This window comes from Streptomyces sp. NPDC022910, from assembly GCF_055561075.1.
Window position 1 is genome coordinate 1 of record NZ_JBVHHL010000093.1, and the last position, 19,159, is coordinate 19,159.

General features: G+C 68.1%; 21 protein-coding genes, 1 tRNA gene and 2 pseudogenes. 11 read left to right on the forward strand and 13 right to left on the reverse strand.

What is annotated here, in order from left to right; translation table 11 throughout:
• Positions 1-329: 329 nt before the first annotated feature.
• A complete protein-coding gene (locus ACZ3TS_RS40190) occupies positions 330-680 on the reverse strand; it encodes a MerR family transcriptional regulator (protein ID WP_467627475.1) in 351 nt (116 codons plus the stop codon).
• A gap of 633 nt (positions 681-1,313) precedes the next feature.
• On the opposite strand from ACZ3TS_RS40190, the gene ACZ3TS_RS40195 reads away from it, so the two are divergent.
• Entirely contained in the window at positions 1,314-1,688 is a 375-nt protein-coding gene (locus ACZ3TS_RS40195; protein ID WP_467627477.1) for a hypothetical protein, read from the forward strand.
• A 128-nt stretch (positions 1,689-1,816) separates the two neighbouring features.
• Here ACZ3TS_RS40195 and ACZ3TS_RS40200 read toward each other — a convergent pair whose 3' ends face one another.
• The 5 genes from ACZ3TS_RS40200 to ACZ3TS_RS40220 form a co-directional block, all read right to left on the reverse strand.
• Entirely contained in the window at positions 1,817-2,134 is a 318-nt protein-coding gene (locus ACZ3TS_RS40200; protein ID WP_467627480.1) for an SCO5918 family protein, read from the reverse strand.
• A gap of 61 nt (positions 2,135-2,195) precedes the next feature.
• The gene (locus ACZ3TS_RS40205) at positions 2,196-2,501 is read right to left on the reverse strand and encodes a CBS domain-containing protein (protein ID WP_467627514.1); all 306 of its coding nucleotides are present in this window, start codon (positions 2,499-2,501) and stop codon (positions 2,196-2,198) included.
• Positions 2,502-2,631: 130 nt separating this feature from the next.
• Complete coding sequence (locus tag ACZ3TS_RS40210; protein ID WP_467627483.1) at positions 2,632-4,122, reverse strand: DEAD/DEAH box helicase; 1,491 nt, start codon at positions 4,120-4,122, stop codon at positions 2,632-2,634.
• A 177-nt stretch (positions 4,123-4,299) separates the two neighbouring features.
• A complete protein-coding gene (locus ACZ3TS_RS40215; protein WP_028799214.1) occupies positions 4,300-4,503 on the reverse strand; it encodes a cold-shock protein in 204 nt (67 codons plus the stop codon).
• A gap of 455 nt (positions 4,504-4,958) precedes the next feature.
• Entirely contained in the window at positions 4,959-5,720 is a 762-nt protein-coding gene (locus ACZ3TS_RS40220; RefSeq protein ID WP_467627485.1) for an SDR family oxidoreductase, read from the reverse strand.
• A 163-nt stretch (positions 5,721-5,883) separates the two neighbouring features.
• On the opposite strand from ACZ3TS_RS40220, the gene ACZ3TS_RS40225 reads away from it, so the two are divergent.
• On the forward strand, positions 5,884-6,756 hold the full coding sequence (locus tag ACZ3TS_RS40225; RefSeq protein ID WP_467627488.1) for a helix-turn-helix transcriptional regulator: 873 nt from the start codon (positions 5,884-5,886) through the stop codon (positions 6,754-6,756).
• A gap of 661 nt (positions 6,757-7,417) precedes the next feature.
• Here ACZ3TS_RS40225 and ACZ3TS_RS40230 read toward each other — a convergent pair.
• Positions 7,418-7,491: transfer RNA gene (locus ACZ3TS_RS40230), tRNA-Gly, on the reverse strand.
• Positions 7,492-7,800: 309 nt separating this feature from the next.
• Here ACZ3TS_RS40230 and ACZ3TS_RS40235 point away from each other — a divergent pair.
• From ACZ3TS_RS40235 to ACZ3TS_RS40245, 3 genes are all read left to right on the forward strand, one after another.
• Positions 7,801-7,923, forward strand: a complete 123-nt coding sequence (locus ACZ3TS_RS40235; protein ID WP_467627521.1) for a hypothetical protein — start codon at positions 7,801-7,803, stop codon at positions 7,921-7,923.
• A 71-nt stretch (positions 7,924-7,994) separates the two neighbouring features.
• Positions 7,995-8,570, forward strand: a complete 576-nt coding sequence (dcd, locus tag ACZ3TS_RS40240) for a dCTP deaminase (protein WP_467627491.1) — start codon at positions 7,995-7,997, stop codon at positions 8,568-8,570.
• A 7-nt stretch (positions 8,571-8,577) separates the two neighbouring features.
• Positions 8,578-9,087, forward strand: coding sequence for a phosphoribosyltransferase (locus ACZ3TS_RS40245; protein WP_467627493.1), 510 nt, complete (start codon positions 8,578-8,580; stop codon positions 9,085-9,087).
• A 200-nt stretch (positions 9,088-9,287) separates the two neighbouring features.
• Here the strand turns inward: ACZ3TS_RS40245 and ACZ3TS_RS40250 are convergent, their stop codons facing one another.
• Complete coding sequence (locus ACZ3TS_RS40250; RefSeq protein WP_467627496.1) at positions 9,288-10,181, reverse strand: Yip1 family protein; 894 nt, start codon at positions 10,179-10,181, stop codon at positions 9,288-9,290.
• Positions 10,182-10,651: 470 nt separating this feature from the next.
• Between ACZ3TS_RS40250 and ACZ3TS_RS40255 the strand changes: the two genes are divergently transcribed.
• The gene (locus ACZ3TS_RS40255; protein ID WP_467627499.1) at positions 10,652-11,281 is read left to right on the forward strand and encodes a dTDP-4-dehydrorhamnose 3,5-epimerase family protein; all 630 of its coding nucleotides are present in this window, start codon (positions 10,652-10,654) and stop codon (positions 11,279-11,281) included.
• On the opposite strand, the gene rfbD is transcribed toward ACZ3TS_RS40255, so the two are convergent.
• The 5 genes from rfbD to ACZ3TS_RS40280 all read right to left on the reverse strand — a co-directional run bounded on the left by rfbD (position 11,262) and on the right by ACZ3TS_RS40280 (position 14,979).
• Positions 11,262-12,125, reverse strand: coding sequence for a dTDP-4-dehydrorhamnose reductase (rfbD, locus tag ACZ3TS_RS40260; protein WP_467627517.1), 864 nt, complete (start codon positions 12,123-12,125; stop codon positions 11,262-11,264). The two genes, ACZ3TS_RS40255 and rfbD, sit on opposite strands and share 20 nt — an antisense overlap.
• Positions 12,126-12,133: 8 nt before the next feature.
• Positions 12,134-13,126: a dTDP-glucose 4,6-dehydratase gene (gene rfbB / locus ACZ3TS_RS40265; protein ID WP_467627501.1), complete on the reverse strand. Its 993-nt coding sequence runs from the start codon at positions 13,124-13,126 to the stop codon at positions 12,134-12,136.
• Positions 13,123-14,190, reverse strand: a complete 1,068-nt coding sequence (locus tag ACZ3TS_RS40270; RefSeq protein ID WP_467627504.1) for a glucose-1-phosphate thymidylyltransferase — start codon at positions 14,188-14,190, stop codon at positions 13,123-13,125. Before ACZ3TS_RS40270 ends, rfbB begins: the two co-directional genes overlap by 4 nt.
• Complete coding sequence (locus ACZ3TS_RS40275) at positions 14,187-14,417, reverse strand: hypothetical protein (protein ID WP_467627506.1); 231 nt, start codon at positions 14,415-14,417, stop codon at positions 14,187-14,189. Before ACZ3TS_RS40275 ends, ACZ3TS_RS40270 begins: the two co-directional genes overlap by 4 nt.
• 409 nt (positions 14,418-14,826) lie before the next feature.
• On the reverse strand, positions 14,827-14,979 hold the full coding sequence (locus tag ACZ3TS_RS40280) for a hypothetical protein (protein ID WP_467627519.1): 153 nt from the start codon (positions 14,977-14,979) through the stop codon (positions 14,827-14,829).
• Positions 14,980-15,378: 399 nt separating this feature from the next.
• Between ACZ3TS_RS40280 and ACZ3TS_RS40285 the strand changes: the two genes are divergently transcribed.
• The 5 genes and pseudogenes from ACZ3TS_RS40285 to ACZ3TS_RS40305 all read left to right on the forward strand — a co-directional run.
• Complete coding sequence (locus tag ACZ3TS_RS40285) at positions 15,379-15,792, forward strand: transposase (protein WP_382291608.1); 414 nt, start codon at positions 15,379-15,381, stop codon at positions 15,790-15,792.
• Positions 15,789-16,073 carry a hypothetical protein gene (locus ACZ3TS_RS40290; RefSeq protein ID WP_467627509.1) on the forward strand — a complete coding sequence of 95 codons (285 nt, stop codon included), beginning with the start codon at positions 15,789-15,791 and terminating at the stop codon, positions 16,071-16,073. The genes ACZ3TS_RS40285 and ACZ3TS_RS40290 overlap by 4 nt, the downstream gene beginning before the upstream one ends.
• Before the next feature lie 504 nt (positions 16,074-16,577).
• The gene (locus ACZ3TS_RS40295) at positions 16,578-17,393 is read left to right on the forward strand and encodes a transposase (RefSeq protein WP_467627511.1); all 816 of its coding nucleotides are present in this window, start codon (positions 16,578-16,580) and stop codon (positions 17,391-17,393) included.
• Between the two features lie 44 nt (positions 17,394-17,437).
• Positions 17,438-18,364 (forward strand): annotated as a pseudogene (locus ACZ3TS_RS40300) (IS3 family transposase); the annotation flags it as partial.
• Between the two features lie 459 nt (positions 18,365-18,823).
• A pseudogene (locus tag ACZ3TS_RS40305) lies at positions 18,824-19,159 on the forward strand (IS1380 family transposase); the annotation flags it as partial.

Consider the following 19,159-nt stretch of genomic DNA (forward strand, 5'->3'; position numbering starts at 1 on the left):
TCCAAGAACGCCCAACGCCCTCGGTACGACTCAACAGCTAAAACCCGAGGTCAGGGACCCAATGCGCGCTTGACAAGCCCGGCCCTCATGGGTGCGGGGATGGGGTACGCCTACGCCGTTGCACGGGCCTGTCGGTACCGCTGGTGGCCCTGGTTGTCCGCTCTTATGGGCACGCTGTGGGCACTTGCGTGAACGGGTCCTGCGCTCGGCGCCGCTGTCTCCGTCGACCAGCCCGGCGACCCTTGGCGAGTGCACAGCCCTTCCGGCGGGGTGCGCCTCCCGGGGGCGACGGCGGCGTCGGTTCGGGAGCAGCGCACGCGCCCGTTAGTTCAGGCGGAGCCGGAGCCGGAACTGCCCGCCGATTGGCTGGCCGCGCGACGGTACTCGGCGTTGATGCGCTGCGCTTCCTCGAGCTGGTCCTCGAGGATGACGATGCGGCACGCGGCCTCGATTGGGGTCCCCTTGTCGACGAGCTCGCGGGCGCGCGCGGCGATCCGCAGTTGGTAGCGGGAGTACCGGCGATGTCCTCCCTCGGAGCGGAGCGGAGTGATCAGACGAGCCTCACCGATGGCTCGGAGGAAGCCCGGGGTGGTGCCGAGCATCTCGGCTGCCCGGCCCATCGTGTATGCGGGGTAGTCGTCGTCGTCCAGTCGATCATTCAGAGGGTTGTCTGATGTCATGTCACCTCGCTGTGCAACGCGTCGAGGGGCCCTGGTGCCGTACGGCACCAGGGCCCCGAAGGAAATTGAACACCATCTGTCGGCCCTACTGCTGTGCCGACCTTCTGTGTCCGCTACCCGGCCCGGCAGGGCGGAGCGGGGGATCGCAACTGCGTGACCGGGGACCACCATCCAATCCGGGGTCTTGCGGTACCCGGGCCGAGTGCTTCTCGGGCCGGGCGATCCTGATGGCGTCTGCTCCTCCGTTCCTCTCGATCCAACCACTGAGTAAACCTGTACTGCTGTTGGCAGCTCCTCGACGTGCGAGCCGCCCAGCGCGGCTCTCAGTCCCGTCACCGTTCTGGGAACACTCTGGCTTCGAGGCTCGAGAGCCGCACTGACCTGCGTACTTCGTATTCAGCCACCCGCCAGTTCGTGTCTGGCGGGTCTCGTTCGACCGTGTCTACGAGATGAAGCGTATCCATGTCAGCAACGAAAATCTACTCCAGCAAGAGAAGATTTCGCTCTTCTGGAGGAGGAAGAACCTTGCCGCGATCGGCCCTCACCGGTTGGCGAAGCCGCCTCCTGTCGCGCGCAACCACTTCGGTCCCGCGGGCGGTTCGGGCACGGGTGGGGCGCATAAGCTCTGCTGTCATGTCGAACCCTGATGAGCTGCTCGTCGCCATCTCCGTCGCGGTGGAGTCCGAGCGAAGCAATCAGATGTCGCTGACCGTGATCGTCGGTGGTGCCGTCATCACCGGCCGGCTGGCTCCCGAGGCGGCGTGGAGGGAGCGGGTGGCGGAGGTCCTGAAGGACTCGGACCGTCTCGGCCCGTTCTCGGACGTCTTCGCCCGCGGTCCGCGAGGGAACCGGCCCGGTCGCGGCGAGGCGCCCACGCATCTGCACTTTCATCTCGCCCGGATCCTGCAGGGCAGCCTTGGGATCCCGGAGACGGGCGGCATGTACCGAGTCGCGATCAAGGACGTCAGCGCATGGACCGTAGGAGATCTCATCCACTTCGACCGGTGAGACGCTGTCTCCGCCCCGTTGCCCGGCCGGCGGTTTCCGAGCGGACGGCGAACACAGCGGTGGGGGCCCTGCCGACGCGCGTCGGCAGGGCCCCCACCGGGATCCTGAGGGCGGTCTCCCGCCCGTCCTCACACGGCCACGCCGGTGCCGCCGAGCAGTGCGGACGCGGTTCGGGGGAGAGCGGGTCCACCCACGCCCATGGGCGCGGCCTCGGGGCGGTCGTGGCAGGAGAAGCCGAGGCGTGTCATGGCCCGCGTGACTTCAACGGCGGTGAAGTCACGGGGGTCCTGTCGTGTGATGACCTGGCCCACCTGCTTGACCGGGTAGCGGCGGCGGCCGATGGTCACGGACGTACCCGTGACGAGCTCGGGCCTGACGCCCTTCATGGAGGCCAGCACCCCGGTCCTGGTCAGGTCGAACGGGTACCGGGCGATGACACAGCGCATGATGCCTCACAGGAGAGAAGTCGCGGGGAGAAGGAGGACGGGCCGCCCGGGGCGAGACGGATCAGCACGAGAGGGCGGGTACGCCCGGAACCCGGCCGTACTCGCCGACGCCGGGCGAGGGCAGCGGTCCGTCGCGGACGTCCCGCAGACGGATCCGGTCCGTGTACGCGGAACTGTTGCGGATAACGGCGAGCCGGACCCGGGTGACCAAGCCTGTGCTCTCGTCGTCCCCGTCGCACACGGTCAGGTACTCGACCCGGGCACCCGCCATGACGGCCAGAGCCACCTCGACGGTCATGTCGTCACACACCCGAGGGCCGTGCCCTTCGATGTCCTCGACCGCGGTCACGGGAGCGGGGTCCGGCATACGGTACTGCGTCCGCGCTGGCGTCAAGGGTGTCTCCTTCGGTAAGGGATGGTCGGCTTGGCGGCCCTTGCGGCCCCGGGAGACCACGGCGGCTTTCGGGAGGCCAAGGGGCGCCGGGGACTGTGCCGGCCTAAGCAGCCGAGTCTTTTCCGGGCAGCCGCTGTGCCTTGCGGCGCGCCCCCGCGCCGACGGGTCGGCCCTGGCCGGGGCGGCCCCGGCGGTCCCGGGACGGCGAAGACGCGCGGCGGGTGCGTTCCACGACAGGCGCGGTGACAACCACAGGGACCCCGGAGGGCGCCTGGGCGCCTGTGATGCGGCTCAGCTCCGCCTCGCCCGAGCGGACCGGGGTGATGTGCGGGGTGATGCCGGCCGAAGCCATCAGCCGGGTCATGCCGCGGCGCTGGTCGGGGGTCACCAGGGTGACGACGCTGCCGGACTCCCCGGCACGGGCCGTACGGCCGCCACGGTGCAGATAGTCCTTGTGGTCGCTGGGCGGATCCACGTTGACGACCAGATCGAGGCTGTCGACGTGGATGCCGCGGGCCGCGACGTTGGTGGCCACCAGGACCGTGACGTGACCGTCCTTGAACTGTGCCAGGGTCCGGGTGCGCTGCGGCTGGGACCTGCCACCGTGCAGGGCCGCGGCGCGGACACCGCTGTTCAGCAGGTGCTTGGTCAGCCGGTCCACGGCGTGCTTGGTGTCCAGGAACATGACGACCCGGCCGTCCCGGGCCGCGATCTCGGTGGTCGTGCGGTGCTTGTCCGCGTCGTGCACGTGGAGTACGTGGTGCTCCATCGTGGTGACGGCACCGGCCGACGGGTCGACGGAGTGCACCACCGGGTCGGTCAGGTAGCGGCGGACCAGCAGGTCGACGTTGCGGTCCAGGGTGGCCGAGAACAACATCCGCTGGCCCTCGGGGCGCACTTGGTCGAGCAGGGCGGTGACCTGGGGCATGAAGCCCATGTCGGTCATCTGGTCGGCCTCGTCGAGCACCGTGACGTCGACGTCGGCGAGTCGGCAGTCGCCCCGGTCGATGAGGTCCTTGAGCCGACCGGGCGTCGCGACGACCACCTCCGCGCCGGCCCGCAGCGCACCGGCCTGCCCGCCGATGGACATTCCGCCGACGACGGTGGCGAGCCTCAGGCTCACGGAGCGGGCATAGGGAGCGAGCGCGTCGGTGACCTGCTGGGCCAGCTCACGGGTGGGGACGAGAATCAGGGCCAGCGGCCGACGCGGCTCGGCGCGCCGCCCCGCCGTACGGGCCAGTACTGCGAGGCCGAAGGCGAGGGTCTTGCCCGACCCGGTGCGGCCGCGACCGAGTACGTCACGGCCGGCCAGGGAGTTCGGCAGGGTCGCCGCCTGGATCGGGAACGGTACGGTCACGCCTTCATGGCCGAGCGTGGTCAGCAACATCGCCGGCATGGCGAGATCGGCGAACGACTCGACAGCGGGCAACGCGGGACTGACCGTCTTCGGCGGCGCGAAATCGCCCCCCGCGGGCTGTCGGTTTCCGTAACCACTGGAGCGGTGCGGAACGAAGGAGCGGCCCGCCGCGGTACTTCCTCCGAAGCGGTCGTATGTGCGATTTGTGCGTGTGCGAGTGGTGCGTGTGCGGTTCATGCGGAACCTTCCTCGATGCGGGCACGTATCAAGGAATTTCCGCAGCAGAATGAGCGGCGCAGAGAATCGCGAGAACGGGCCGAAAACAGGGTCGAATCACCCTGGGAATAAAGCGAGCTGGGGCCCGCACCCCAAGGTGCGGGCCCCAGCTGCGAAGTATGCGTCAGTGCCGGTGCGTCAGGCCGGAACGATGTTCTCGGCCGTCGGGCCCTTCTGGCCCTGCGCGATGTCGAACGACACCTTCTGGCCTTCCAGCAGCTCGCGGAAGCCCTGGGTGGCGATGTTCGAGTAGTGGGCGAAGACGTCGGCGCCGCCGCCGTCCTGCTCGATGAAGCCGAAGCCCTTTTCCGCGTTGAACCACTTCACAGTGCCGGTAGCCATGTTGTTTCCCCTTCGGAGGCGGTGTACAGGAATACGCCCTGTGCGCATTCCGTGTCGCCGTGATGATCAGCCGTCGGAAAAACCTTCTGGCAACCACACCTGCAACTGAGTTCGACAGTAGCACGGTGCGATCGGCTTTGCGCGGTGGATAATTCCGCTCCGCCGGGCGGGCGAGGAATACTCGCCGTACCCCGCACCTATTTCTCATTTCACGGGCACAGATATTGCTCTCCGCGGGCGCGGCTTTCCTGCCGTGCACTTCCGCCCACAGCCCTGTGACCTCCCTCGACGGGACATGTGCCGCTGCCACCGTCGTCAGGGGATGGCACAGCGGCGGTGGCGGGAGAAGGACTCGAACACGGGCGTGCAGCGCCCCGCCCCTGCAGGGGCGGCGACGACAACCGGGCGTCATGTCGCCTGGCGACGAGCGAGGGGGCCGCCGATGAGGAAGGGTGTCAGCTTTGGCGGCCGGGGAGCATGGCCAGGGCCTTGGCGCGCTGTGCGACGAGGTCGTCGTAGATACCGTCTCGCTCGGCCCACCGGTGCATGAGGACGCCCTTCACGAGGACTTCGCGGGGGGCGGGGTCCTGCGAGAGCAGGTGCATGACCTCGGTGGCGAAGTCGTCGAGCGGCAGCGCGTGCGGGTTCACCTTTTCCTGGCCTGCTGTGGCGACGGCCGGCGGGACGAGCTCGAGGACGTCGACGCCGGTGCCGTCGAGTTGTACGCGCAGTGCCTCGGAGTAGGCGTGCACCGCGGCCTTCGAGGCGGCGTAGGTGGGCATGGGCGGGAACGGCAGGAAGGCGATCCCGGAGGTGACCGTGACGAAGGTGCCGGCGCCCCGCCGAATCAGGTGTGGGGTGAAGGCGTCTATGACCCGGATGGTGCCGAGCAGGTTGGTGTCGATCGTCGTCTGTGCCACCTCGAAGTGCGCGGGGTCGCGCAGATCCTCCAGGAGCATGACGCCGGACATCGTCACCACGGTGTCCAGCTCGGGGTACCGGGCCAGCACGGAGTCACGGACGGCCGTGACGGAGGCACTGTCGGTGACGTCGATACCGAACGTGCCGAAGCCTTCTCCGGCGAGTTCCGAGAGCGCCTGCGGGCTACGGCCGGCGACGGCCACGGTGCTGCCCGCCGCGGCGAACCGGCGGGCCAGCTCCCGCCCGATTCCCGAGGTCCCGCCGACGATGAGTACGGTGCGGTTGGAGAGATCCACGAGATCTTCCCTTCAGATCAGGGCGCCGATGGCTTCCAGGCCCGCGGCGCTGATGGTGCTACCGGAAGTCTTGACGGCATCCGCCGGGTGTGGCAGGGCCCCCGTCTTCCCTGGTCCTGCCAGGGCCCCCTCTGCGACACGCGGACCGCATTACGGTGGCGGTATGAAGGACGAGGAATCCGGCAACCGGCTCGGCAGCTACCTTCGTGCCCGGCGTGAGCTGGTCTCCCCGGCGCGGGCGGGACTCCCGCCCGGCGGCAACCGACGCGTGCCCGGCCTGCGCCGTGAGGAAGTCGCCCTGCTCGCCGGCATCAGCCCCGACTACTACCTGCGCCTGGAACGGGGCCGGGACACGAACCCCTCGCAGCAGGTCCTCGAAGCACTCGCGCGCGTCCTGCAGCTCGACGACATCGAACGGACGTATCTACTCGGCCTCGCGGCGGCCCGCCCCAAGGCGCCACGCCGCAAGCGGCCCGAGCACGTACCGGCGCGAGTGCACGAGTTGCTCGCCCACCTTCAGATCCCCGCATTCGTCGAAGGGCGCGCGTTCGACGTCCTAGCCTCCAACCCCATGGCCGTCGCGCTCTCGCCCCGCCTGCGGCCCGGCGAGAACCGGCTCCGTTCCCTCCTCCTCGATCCCGAGGAACAAGCTTTCCACCAGGACTGGCCGAAAGCCGCCGCCGATTTCGTCGCCACCCTGCGCACCACCATCGGGGACGACACCGACAACCCCCGGTTCGTCGAGCTCATCGGAGAACTCGCGCTCTCCAGCCAGCGGTTCCGCACCCTGTGGGCTCGCCACGACATCCGCAACCTCGACGGAGGCACCACCACCGTCCACCACCCTGTCGTCGGTGAACTCCGCCTCCACCGCGACAAACTCCCCGTCGGCGATGTCATCCTCGTCGTCTACTACCCCGACAAGGACAGCGACAGCGACGAGAAACTGCGACTCCTCGCCGCACTCTCAGACACCGAGTCCCCCGGCACAGCTCACGACAGGCCGGCCGACATCCCGCCCCGGAAGACACCCTGACGAACCGCGTCGACGACTGCGGCACTGTCCGGGTGGACCGACAGCCGCTGCTTCCGACCAGGCGAACCACCCCATCAGGCAGTACAACCGGGTGTTCTCCTCGCGGCCACTCGGCCAGCAGGCCCGCGATTTTCGCTCCAGAGCGGTTCATGCCACGACGGCAGCGCGGACACGGATCTCCCCACTGATCACAGAGGGTTGCAACTCCGTGATCACCGGACCTGTGCCCGCGCTGCTGCCGGTCCCCCCAACCGCACCCATCCGCGCGACCGCTTACTGCGGAGGCGTCATCGCGCCTCACCAGTACCGCACATGTACCCAGGAGCCACTGCCGTCTTTGAGGGCCCAGCTGTCCCGCCTCCGCAGTGCTACGTCGTTCCTCCTGGCCGTGCCGAGGATTTCGCCGTTGACAGGTTCGACGCACGCCGCGAACTACTGCTTTACGCAAGCGACTTCGCAGCAACCATCCACGAAAGTGGCGCAGGTCACACAAAATGTGTCTCGCTATTTGAGACGCCTCGGGGTCGAGGTGGCCAGAGTGACGCCCGGACACCCCTGAAGCGACCACTCGGCCTCAACTTAGGGCACGCCGAGGGCGCGCGACCCCAAAATTGGACTAGACAACAAACGAACCCCAGGTCGCTGACCTGGGGTTTCTATCTGGAGCGGGTGACGAGAATCGAACTCGCGCTCTCAGCTTGGGAAGCTGATGTTCTACCATTAAACTACACCCGCGTAAGACGCCGGATTGATCCGGTGTTGCAACGCTCGCTCACTGTACCTCATGTCGGACCCCCGGTGCTGATGCCGCGGGGTCCGAGGTCGTTCCAGGGCGTGGATGAGGCTGCGGCGGACCGGAGTTGGGGCGTACGGTGGGGGCGGTGAAGAGGGGTCGTGCGCGGTCGGAGCGCCGCCTGGAGACCCGTCCCTTTCATCCCGTAATGTGGCTTTCGTCGTCCGTCACGCCAGTGAGACGAAGGCTCTTGGGGAAGGGACTCAGAGGACTTGATGGAGCGCACCGTCGTCCGATGTGCCGAGGGGCACGTGTTCAGCACCGCTTCGTTCCCGATGCAGCAGGCCGAGCGCCTCGGCCCCGGCAGGCTCGTCCGGTGTCCGCGCTGCGCCAGGCTGCGCAGCGCGGTGCCGGTGACCTTGGAGAAGCAGTAGCGGCTAGCGGTACGGGCGCGCGGAACCGTCAGGATTGTGGCGGCTCCGCGCGCCTTGCGTATTCTCAGGACGTGCTTCTCTCAGACAAGGACATCCGGACCGAGATCGACAAGGGGCGGGTCGTCATCGACCCGTTCGATCCGACGATGGTGCAGCCCTCGAGCATCGACGTGCGGCTCGACCGCTACTTCCGGGTGTTCGAGAACCACAAGTACCCCCACATCGACCCCTCCATCGAGCAGGTCGACCTCACGCGACTCGTCGAGCCCGAGGGCGACGAGCCGTTCATCCTCCACCCCGGCGAGTTCGTCCTCGCCAGTACGTACGAGGTCATCAGCCTGCCCGACGATCTCGCCTCGAGGCTCGAAGGAAAGAGCTCCCTCGGGCGGCTCGGGCTCGTCACCCACTCCACCGCCGGGTTCATCGACCCCGGCTTCTCCGGGCACGTGACGCTCGAGCTGTCCAACCTCGCCACCCTTCCGATCAAGCTCTGGCCGGGCATGAAGATCGGCCAGCTGTGCATGTTCCGGCTCAGCTCACCGGCCGAGTTCCCGTACGGCAGCGAGCGGTACGGCTCGCGCTACCAGGGACAGCGCGGCCCCACCGCCTCCCGCTCCTTCGTCAACTTCCACCGCACCCAGGTGTGAGCGGGACATGACCGACGTACGTGAAAACCTGACCTACGACGACTTCGGGCGCGCCGTCCGCGAGCTGGCTCAGACCATCGCCGACGACGGGTACCAGCCCGACCTCGTGCTCAGCATCGCGCGCGGTGGCGTGTTCGTGGCCGGCGGGCTCGCATACGCCCTGGACTGCAAGAACCTCCACCTGGTCAACGTCGAGTTCTACACGGGCGTGGGCACGACGCTCGACATGCCCGTGATGCTCGCCCCGGTGCCCAACGCGATCGACTTCACCGACAAGAAAGTCCTGATCGCCGACGACGTGGCCGACACCGGCAAGACGCTCAAACTGGTGCACGACTTCTGCCAGGAGACCGTCGCCGAGGTCCGTTCCGCCGTGATCTATGAGAAGTCCCAGTCGCTGGTGAAGTGCGAGTACGTCTGGAAGCGGACGGACGACTGGATCAACTTCCCGTGGAGCGTCCTGCCTGTAGTACGCAAGTCCGGCGAGCCGATCACGCCCTCGAAGGAGGCCCTGTAACTCCGCCCATGGTCGGCGCTGTGTGAAGTGACCGTCTGGTCGTCAGTGCCGACCGATGCGCCTCGGCCGTCCGCGTGGAGCAGCAGCGAGAAGCACGGCGAGGGGGCGCAGGGGCGCGGCCGCCCCTCCTGCGGAGTCGCTCGGTGCCCGTCGCAGCTTCTACCGCGGCGCCGGCCCGAGTCCCGAGGACGCCGAGGCGTCTAGAACGTCCCCAGCTTGATGATCGAAAGGATCGCGATCAGCTGGATCGCCGAGGCGCCCAGTGCTCGCGGCCAGGGCAGGTCGTGGGACTTCGACACCATCAGCGTCAACAGCGCACCCGCCCCGACCCAGGTCGTCCAGCCCAGGAGCTGGACGAAGGACGCGTTGCCGCCGAAGAACATCGCGACGACCAGACGCGGTGCGTCCGTGATGGACATGATCAGCATGGAGAGGCCGACCGTGGGCTGCCAGGCACCGTCGCCGCCGAGCTGACGAGCCAGGGTGTGGGTGACCACGCCCAGGACGAAGGAGCTGATCACCATCGCCACGGCCGTGGTCAGGACGATCGGTATCGCGTTCGACAGCGTGGCGTGGATCGCGTCCTGACGCGCGCCGTCGAAGCCGAAGACCGCGAGCAGACCGTAGAGGAAGGTCACGATCAGGGCCGGGGCCCACATCGTGTAGTCCCGCATCTGGAGAAAGGTCTGGGACGGGGACATCAGGATGCCCCGCAGCAGGTCCTTCCAGTGCAGGCGCGGACCGATCGGCGGCGCCGGGGTCTGGCCCGCGCGATAGGTCTCGCCCACGCTGTAGGGGTCCTCGCCGACGGAAAACGCCTGGGTGTGGCCCGGGCTGTTCGCCGCGTACGGATCCGCCGTGCGGGGGTAGCCCTGGACGTCGTCGCCGAAGTACTCCGGCTCACCCTGGCCGCCCTGGGGCGCCCGCCACTGCGGTTGCCCACCACGGGGCTGTGCGCTGCCGTACTGCTGCTGCGGCGCGGAGGGGTAGCCGTACGACGGGCCCTGCGGCGCCTGCTGTCCGTACGGGGGGTGCTGCGGTCGCGCTTGAGGAGCGCGGCCCGCCCGGTCGCGTCCGATCCTGAATCCAGCCACGTCTTCGAACGTACCTGGTCCCGGCGAGTGACGTGCCGGGGCCGGGGAACGAGGAAAGGTTTGGGGCCGAGCTGTGACATCCCCTGAGGGTCCCTCGAGCGGCGAATCAGGCGGGTCTCAATGGGCACTCAGGGTTTCGCCGTGAGAACAGCTGGCCTTGGGGGCCTTGACTCCTGCTCTTGGACACTCAAAACATGGATCTTGAGGATCTGAGGGTGGACAGCTCGCGGTCATGAGGCACTACCCTGCCGCGTTCAAGGCGGACGCGGTCGCGCTGTACGACCACCGAGCCGGCCGCATAGGTAAGGTCTCCACGTTCGGAGGGAATTGACAGACCCGACAACCTTGCCAGAGCGCGGAGGTGCCCTGCCGGCGGCAGTCATGCGCCTTCTCGGTGCGGTGGGTGGGGTCCGTGACCGGCCGTCGATGGGCTCGTTTAGGCGGATATCGACCGGCTGAGGAGTACGACCATGCGTGCATTGGGCATTGAGGGAGCGTGGGTGCTGGAGCCGACGGTGTTCTCGGACCCCAGGGGAACCTTCCACGAGTGGTTCACCGGCCCGGCATTCACTGCGGCTCTGCGTCATCGCCTCGGTGTGGCGCAGGCGAACTGCTCCGTTTCCGTGCGTGGCACGCTCCGTGGTGTGCACTTCGCGGATGTGCCGCCGGGGCAGGCGAAGTACGTGACCTGTGTGCGCGGGGCGGTTCTCGACGTGGTTGTAGACATTCGGCGGGGGTCACCCACCTTCAAGCAGTGGGAGGCCGTGGAGCTGGGCGAAGGCCGGCACAGCGCCGTGTATCTGGCCGAGGGGCTCGGGCACGCCTTCATGGCACTGACCGACGATGCCACGGTGGTGTACCTGTGCAGTGCGCCGTACACCCCGGAGCGCGAGCACGGCATCCATCCGCTCGACCTAGCACTGGGTATCGAGTGGCCGAAGGGCATGCAGCCGCTGCTGTCCGAGAAGGACGCGGCGGCTCCTACTCTCTCGGAGGCTGAGGAGATGGGGCTGCTTCCCGAGTACGGGGAGTGCCTGGAGTGGTACGGTCGGCTACGTAGTGGTCAGTCCGCCGAACAGGTCATCGCTGCTCGGCGCTGAGCAGCGTCGGAAACGCCTCAGCGAGCGCCGCGCGCCAGTCGCGGATCGGGGTGAGGCCGACTTTGCGCCAGCGCTGATGCCCGAGCACGCTGTAGCCGGGCCGACGCGCGGGTCGGGGGAACGCGGAGCTGCTGACGGGCCGGACCCGGGTGGGGTCTGCGCCTAGCAAGCGGAAGGTCTCCTGGGCCAGCTCGTGCCAGGTGGCGTTGCCCGTGCTGGTGCCGTGGTAAACGCCGGGGCCTGCGTGCCCGCCCAGTGCCGCGTCACCCAGCCGTACCAGCAGATCGGCGAGATCGACGGTCCACGTGGGCTGCCCGCGCTGGTCGTCGACCACGTCCAGCACGTCGCGCTCGTCGGCCAGCCGGATCATGGTGCGCACGAAATTGGCCCCGCCCGTGCCGTACAGCCAAGCCGTCCGGACCACGAAGCCGCTTTCTGGGAGAGCCGTCAGTACGGCCCGCTCACCCGCCAGCTTGGTGCGGCCGTAGGCCGTGCGCGGCCCCGTGCGGTGGTCCTCCGGGTAGGGGCGGCTGGCATCTCCTGCGAAGACGTAATCAGTGGACACATGGATGAGCCTGGCGCCTGTGGCGGTGCAGCCGGCCGCGAGGTGGGCCGGGCCCTGGCCGTTGATCCGAAGGGCCTCAGCCTCATAGGTCTCGGCGTCATCGACGGCCGTCCAGGCCGCGCAGTTGACGACGACGTCCGGACGGTGGGCAGCCATGGCGGCCCGCACGGAGCCGGGGTCGGAAATGTCGAGGCCGCGTCTGTCGAGGGCGATGGCATCCGAGCCGCGCAGCCGGGCGACGACCGCCTGGCCCAGCAGCCCGCCGGCCCCTGTCACCATCCAGCGGGTCACCGAGCCGCCTCCCGCTTGACGGGCTCCCACCAGGAACGGTGCTCGCGGTACCAGCGGACGGTCTCGGCCAGACCCGCCGTGAAGTCCTTGCGAGGCGCGTATCCCAACTCGGACCGGATCTTGGTCCAGTCAAGGGAGTAGCGACGGTCGTGGCCCTTGCGATCCTCGACGTGTTCCACGCGATCCCAGCCGGCCCCGCAGGCATCCAGAAGCAGCCCGGTGAGGTCGCGGTTGGTGAGTTCGGTGCCGCCGCCGATGTTGTACACCTCGCCGGGGCGGCCAGCCGTGCGGACGAGTTCGATGCCCCGGACGTGGTCGTCGATGTGAAGCCAGTCGCGGACGTTCAGCCCGTCGCCGTAGAGGGGGACGGGCAGTCCGTCGAGGAGGTTGGTGACGAACAGCGGGATGACCTTCTCCGGGAACTGGTAGGGCCCGTAGTTGTTGGAGCAGCGGGTCACCCGCACGTCCAAGCCGTGGGTGCGATGGCAGGCCAGGGCCAGCAGGTCGGCGGCCGCCTTGGACGCCGCGTAGGGGGAGTTGGGGCACAGCGGATCGGTCTCCGGCCAGGAGCCTTCGTCGAGCGAGCCGTACACCTCGTCGGTGGAGATGTGGACGAAGGTGCGCAGCCGGTGGCGCACCGCTGCGTCCAGCAGCGTCTGGGTGCCCAGGACGTTGGTATGGACGAACGTGTCGGCACTCTCAATGGAGCGGTCGACATGGGACTCGGCGGCGAAGTGCACCACCTCGTCGTGCTCGGAGACGAGTTTGCCGACGAGTTCTCGGTCGCAGATGTCACCGCGGACGAAGGAGAAGCCGGGATGGCCACGCACCGGGTCCAGGTTGGCTGGATTTCCGGCGTAGGTGAGCTGGTCCAGGACGGTGACGGCGAGACCGCCAGGGCCCTGTGGGCCGAGCAGAGTGCGGACATAGTGCGAACCGATGAAACCGGCGCCGCCGGTGACCAGGATGCGATTGGTGACGGACGTCATGCGGAGATCTGCACCTTGCTGTTGTCGCCGAGTACGAGACGGTGGGCTGCGGGAACCGCCGGGGCGGGGGTGACGTCGACGTAACGGCCGATCAAGGAGGCCTCCACACGGCGTACGCCCCGGATCGCAGAGCCGCCGAGCACGATCGAGTACTCGATCTCGCTGTCGAGCAGACGACAGTCGGCGGCGATGGACGTGAACGGTCCCACGTAGGAGTGGGTGATGACGGTGCCCGCGCCGACGATCGCGGGCCCCACGATCCGGGAGCCGGTCACCCGGGCGCCCTCCTCGATGCGGACCCGCCCAATGATCTCCGAAGCCGCGTCCACGCTACCCCGCACGGCAGGCTCGAGGCTTTCCAAGACGGCGCGGTTCACCTCGAGCATGTCGTGGATGTTGCCGGTGTCCTTCCAATACCCGTCGATGGCGGTGGAGCGGACCTCGTAGCCCTCGTCGATCAACCACTGGAGAGCGTGAGTGATCTCCAGTTCCCCGCGCTGGGACGGCTTGATGGCGCGTACGGCCCGGTGAACGGCCGGAGAGAAGAGATAGACGCCGACCAGCGCCAGGTCGGATCGCGGCTGTTCCGGCTTCTCCTCGAGGCGGCAGACTCGGCCGGCCGCATCGAGTTCGGCGACACCGAAGGAGCTCGGATCGGCGACCCGGGTGAGCAGGATCCCGGCGTCCGGCCGGGCGCGCTGGAACTCGTCGACCAGGCCGGTGATACCGCCCACGATGAAGTTGTCCCCGAGGTACATCACGAAGTCCTCGTCCTGGAGAAAGCCCCGCGAGACGAGAACCGCATGGGCGAGCCCGAGGGGCGCCTCCTGGCGGATGTAGGTGATATCGAGGCCGAAGGCGCCGCCGTCCCCGACAACTGACTCGATTTCATCGGCTCTGTCCCCGACGACGATCCCCACGTCCCTGATCCCGGCCGCGGCGATCGACTCGAGTCCGTAGAAGAGTACGGGCTTGTTCGCTACCGGGACGAGTTGCTTGGCGTAGGTGTGGGTGATGGGTCGTAGCCGGCTCCCTGAACCTCCGGCGAGTACAAGTGCTTTCACGGGACTTGCTCCGCATGCTTCATCGGGGGGTGGTGGACGATGGCGTCCGCGAGCAGCCCTACGAGCAGCAGCCAGTCATGCAGCGCGGGGCTGACGGTGCCGCCTTCTCCTGGATTCCGTGGGGCGTATCCCGCGCGTGCGGCGCGTACGAGCAGCCAGGTCGCGGCCGCCACCGCTGCGCATCGCAGGGCGTGTGTCTCGTCGTCCGGGCTGAAGGCGAGGTACACCGGCAGCGCTCCCTGTGGCAGCGGTGCGACCGCGACCGGCGAGTACCAGGCGGGTTTGCCGAAGCATCTTCGCCTCGTGCGAGGTTGCTCCTGGCTGCACCGTGTGTGCGTAGGCTCGACCAACGACGTGTCGGGCACGGTCTGCCCGGACAGCCACATTCGCCCTCCAGCTGACTACGGCAACTCGCTTCGGGTCCATGCACCTGCCCTCGATGACAACGGCAGTGGCAGCGGGGAGGACGGCACTTCGCTCTCTGGCTGAGGCCTTGTCATGCGGCAGGCATGCCCACTCCCACGGCAGGTAGCGGACGCAATCGAGTGTGTCCGACAGGTCCACGATCCGGCGGTGGCTGCGCTTGGCTGCGAAGAAGATTCACCCGGTAAGCAGCGTCATCTGACTCTCATGGGCCTACCTTGGGAGGGCGCCTGGGCGGACCGCCGCCACAACGTAGCGGGCGGCGCTGGGACTCTCCCTGCCCGCACCCTGGTCCAGCTGTCCCGGTGAGCTTGCCACGAGGATTTGGTACGCCCCCGGGCCCCGCCTGCGCTTGGAGGATCGCATGCGCCATCCGAAGCGCGGACGTGCGGTGTCCACGCCGAGTTGGTCGGTGCGGTGTTCCACCGGTCAGTCCGTATAGAGGACCACCGTCCGTACGACGTGACGGTGGTGCTTGTGCGGTCGTGCCGCCGCCCATGACGCCGGCCACTACCGGCACCGTGCCCGCTGTCACTGCGAGCACACTTCGACGGCGGATGATTACTGTCCGGTGTCGGCCGTCACGGCCACTTTCCGGGTTCTGGGAGTCCACACCCTCTGCATCCTGCAGGGCCCCGGGGAGAGTCGTTTTCGGCGGTGTCGGGCTGACCGTGCGCGCGTCGGCGCCCCTCTCTGTCAAAGTAGATCGAGTCAGGCATACTGGATGATTCATTGAGTCGAGGGCGGGGAAGGAGTAGTGCCCGGGTGGCCAGCACGAATGACCACGGGACCCCTGATCCGCAGGTAGAAGCCCGTTCGACCGGTCCGCGCCGGTATACCGCGGAGTACAAGGCGAGGATCCTCGCGGAGTACGAGACGTTGGACAAGAAGGGCAAGGGCGCTCTGCTGCGGCGGGAGGGCCTGTACTCGTCGCTGATCACGACGTGGCGGCAGCAGCGGGACAAGGGTGCCCTGGACGCGCTCGCCGCGTCGGCCGGACGGCCGAAGGCGGACCCCAGGGACAAGGAGATCGAGAAGCTCAAGGCGGAGAAAGCCCGCCTGGAAGCCGACCTCGCGAAGGCCCGCACGGTCATCGAGGTCCAGGGAAAACTCTCCGCGCTGCTCGACCAGTTCGCCACGGACAGCGCCCCGACCCGGAACGGCGAGAAGAATCAGTGACCGAAGCCCAGCTCGCGGCCGTGGCGTTCAACACCGTCCGCAACCAGGCCCTTGAAGAGCTCACCGGGCTGGTCGGACGCGTCCAGGCATGCGCCGCTCTCGGCGTGAGCCGTGCCACCTACTACCGCCAACACCGCCGAAGCCCCGCCCCGGCCAAGCCGCGGCCAGAACGGCGCCGTCACGCCCGCGCTCTCACACCCGAGGAGGAGATACGGGTCCTCGACGTGCTCCATTCCCCGGAGTTCGCCGACATGGCGCCCGCCGAGACAACGAGATCCTGAAGGCCGCGGCAAGTTTCTTCGCGTCAATGACAGTCTCTGGGACACGGGCCTACGGATGGTGACACAGTGACAGGTGCCGGCGGGGCTGGCTCGTTTCTTTGCTGCCCCGGTAACGGTGGCTTGTCGGCGATGTGCCGCCCCGCCGGCCCGGGCCTCTGCCCCGGAGTGGCCTGATAGGAGCGTGCCGCGCGAGCCCGATTGAGGCTTGCCCCCGTGGTGGAGGCGTCGATCAACTCTCCACCGGACTGCGGAGGTTCCCTTGCACGTTGTCGGCATCGACGGTCACAAGAAGACGCATACGCTGGTCGCGGTCGACCAGCTGGGACGCAGGGCGGACGAGATCACCGTCAAGGCCACTCCGTCCGGTCATGTCCAGGCGCTCAAGTGGATTGCCCGGTTCGGGCAGGTCCTGCTCGCTATCGAGGACTGCCGCCATCTGACCCGGCGGTTCAGGCGGATCTCCTGCTTGCCGGCCATGCGGTGGTGCGGGTGCATACGCGGCTCATGGCCGGGGCCCGACGCTCGGCCCGGGAGCGGGGCAAGTCCGACCCGATCGACGCCGAGGCGGTCGCACGGGTGGCCCTGCGAGAACCCGAGCTGCCGCGCGCCAGCCTCGCCGGACCCGCGCGGGACGTCAAGCTACTGGTCGACCATCGCCGGCGCCTGGTGCGGAGCCGGACCGCTGCGGCGAACAAGCTGCGCTGGTTCCTGCACGAGATCGACCCGGAGCTCCCGGTTCCTTCCCGGGGATTACGCCGCCTGTGCGTGTTCGACATGCTGACTGCGGAGCTCGACGGCCGCACGGGTGTCGTCGTGGAGATCGCCCGCGACCTTGTGGGTGAATGCCGCAGGGTGACCGAGCAGATCAACGGTCTGGAGGCACGCCTGCGCAGGCTGGTGGAGACGCTGGCGCCCTCGCTGCTGGATATCCCCGGGTGCGGGGTGATCAGCGCGGCCGTCGTCATCGGTGAGACGGCCGGTGCCGCCCGGTTCAAGTCGAAGGATGCGTTCGCTCACTTCACCGGCACGGCTCCCATTCCTGTGTGGTCGTCGAACAAGGTCCGCGTCCGCCTCAACCGGGGCGGGAACCGTTCGATCAACCATGCACTGCACATGATCGCGGTCACGCAGGTCCGACGCGGTGGTGAAGGCGCCGACTACTTCGCCAAGCAGCTGGCTCGCGGCAAGACCCCCAAGGAGGCCGTGCGCCTGCTGCGTCGCCGCGTCTCCGACCGCGTCTTTCGGGCCCTGCTCGCCGACGAGGCCGTCAGCCAGCCCACCGTGACGCATGCCGACCTGCCGGTTTCTGCCGCAGCTTGACATAGGAGCATCGCCGAGCTCGACCGGCCACACACACGCTCGTAGCGTTCATCGACGAGCACCGGGACCGCTTCGGCGGCGTCGAGCCGATCTGCCGTGTTCTGACCGACCACGACTGCAAGATCGCCCCGTCCACCTACTACGCCCACCACAAACGCCGGCAGGCACCCTCGGCCCGCACCGTCCGCGACACCGAGCTGAAGGTCCTGATTCAGGAGGCATACGACGCCAACTACCGTGTCTACGGCGCGAGGAAGATCTGGCGGCACCTGAACCGCCAGGGCCAGACCGTGGCCCGCTGCACAGTCGAACGTCTCATGCGCGAGCTGAGGATCACCGGCGCCGTCCGCGGCAAGAAGGTGATCACCACGATCCCTGACCCCACCGCGCCACGGGCACCGGACCTGGTCGACCGCGACTTCGTCGCCGCGGCCCCCAACCGGTGCTGGGTCGCCGACTTCACCCACGTCGCCACGTTCTCGGGCGTCGTATACGTCGCCTTCGTCGTGGACACCTTCTCCCGCCGGATCGTTGGCTGGTCCGCCTCGACCACGAAGCAGACCCGGCTCGTCCTGGACGCCCTGGACATGGGACTGTGGCAACGCGACCGCGACCACTACCCGCCCTTGCCTGGGGAGTTGGTTCACCACTCGGACGCAGGCTCGCAATATACGTCCTTCACGCTGGCCGAGCACTTGGAGAAGGCCTGCATCGCCGCCTCGATCGGATCGGTCGGCGACGCGTACGACAACGCGTTGATGGAGTCCACGATCGGCCTCTTCAAAACCGAGGTGATCAAGCCGCAGAGGCCCTGGCGATCCCTCGCCAAGGTCGAGCTGGCCACCGCCGAATGGACCGACTGGTACAACCACACCCGGCTCCACGGTGAGATAGGACACATCCCGCCCGCCGAATACGAAGCCAACCACTACCTGAATGCCACGAAAACCCAGGTCACAACCAACAACTGAGATCTCTACCGAACCCGGAACGGTTCAGAGTCCCCGGCGGACGCCGTCTGGGTCGAGAAGGTGAGCAGACCGCGGCCGTCAGAGCGGCCGCGGTGGCCGTCGCGAGGGCGAGCCGCAGGTGGGACCGCAGCATGCGGTTCTTCTGTGTGCGGAACGCCTGGCGGGCATCCACAGTCGATGGGATGCGGACCGGCCTCGTTTGCCGGGAGTTGTGCTTCCGCTCACGAGACGATCGACGTTCAGGAGACTCTCGTGCTGGCCAAGGGTTGGTACGTGAGGGCGGTCTGAATTTCTCAGGCTGCTGGCCTTCATGTTGAACGAACGGTTTCGAGGCCTCAGCCTCGATCCACCGCGTGAGGGGCTGTCTGTGGACGGGGAAATAGGAAGAGGTGCCTGCTGACCTGCGATGATGGGAGTTCCTACGCTTCCACCACGCTCGATCGGCAAGGCACCTCTGAAGTGAAAGTCTCCCACAGGCCCGCGGAACTGTTCGCCGCGTTCGACGACCCGGACCTGATCGCGCATGCCGGGCTCATCCCGACGATCCGGTTGGCCGAGCGGTGCGGCCTGCCCGCCCTGGTGGCCGAGAAGGTGAAACTCGTCGGCGCGGCCAACGGCGCCGGGACGGCCGCCGCCGCGAAGGCGCTGTCGATCGTGGGCGGGATGGTGGCCGGGGCGGACAGCATCGACGACCTGGACGTGCTGCGCCACGGTGGCCTGCCGCGCCTGTTCGGCGGCGTGCGCGCCCCGTCCACGCTGGGGTCCTTCCTGCGCGCCTTCACCTGGGGGCACGTA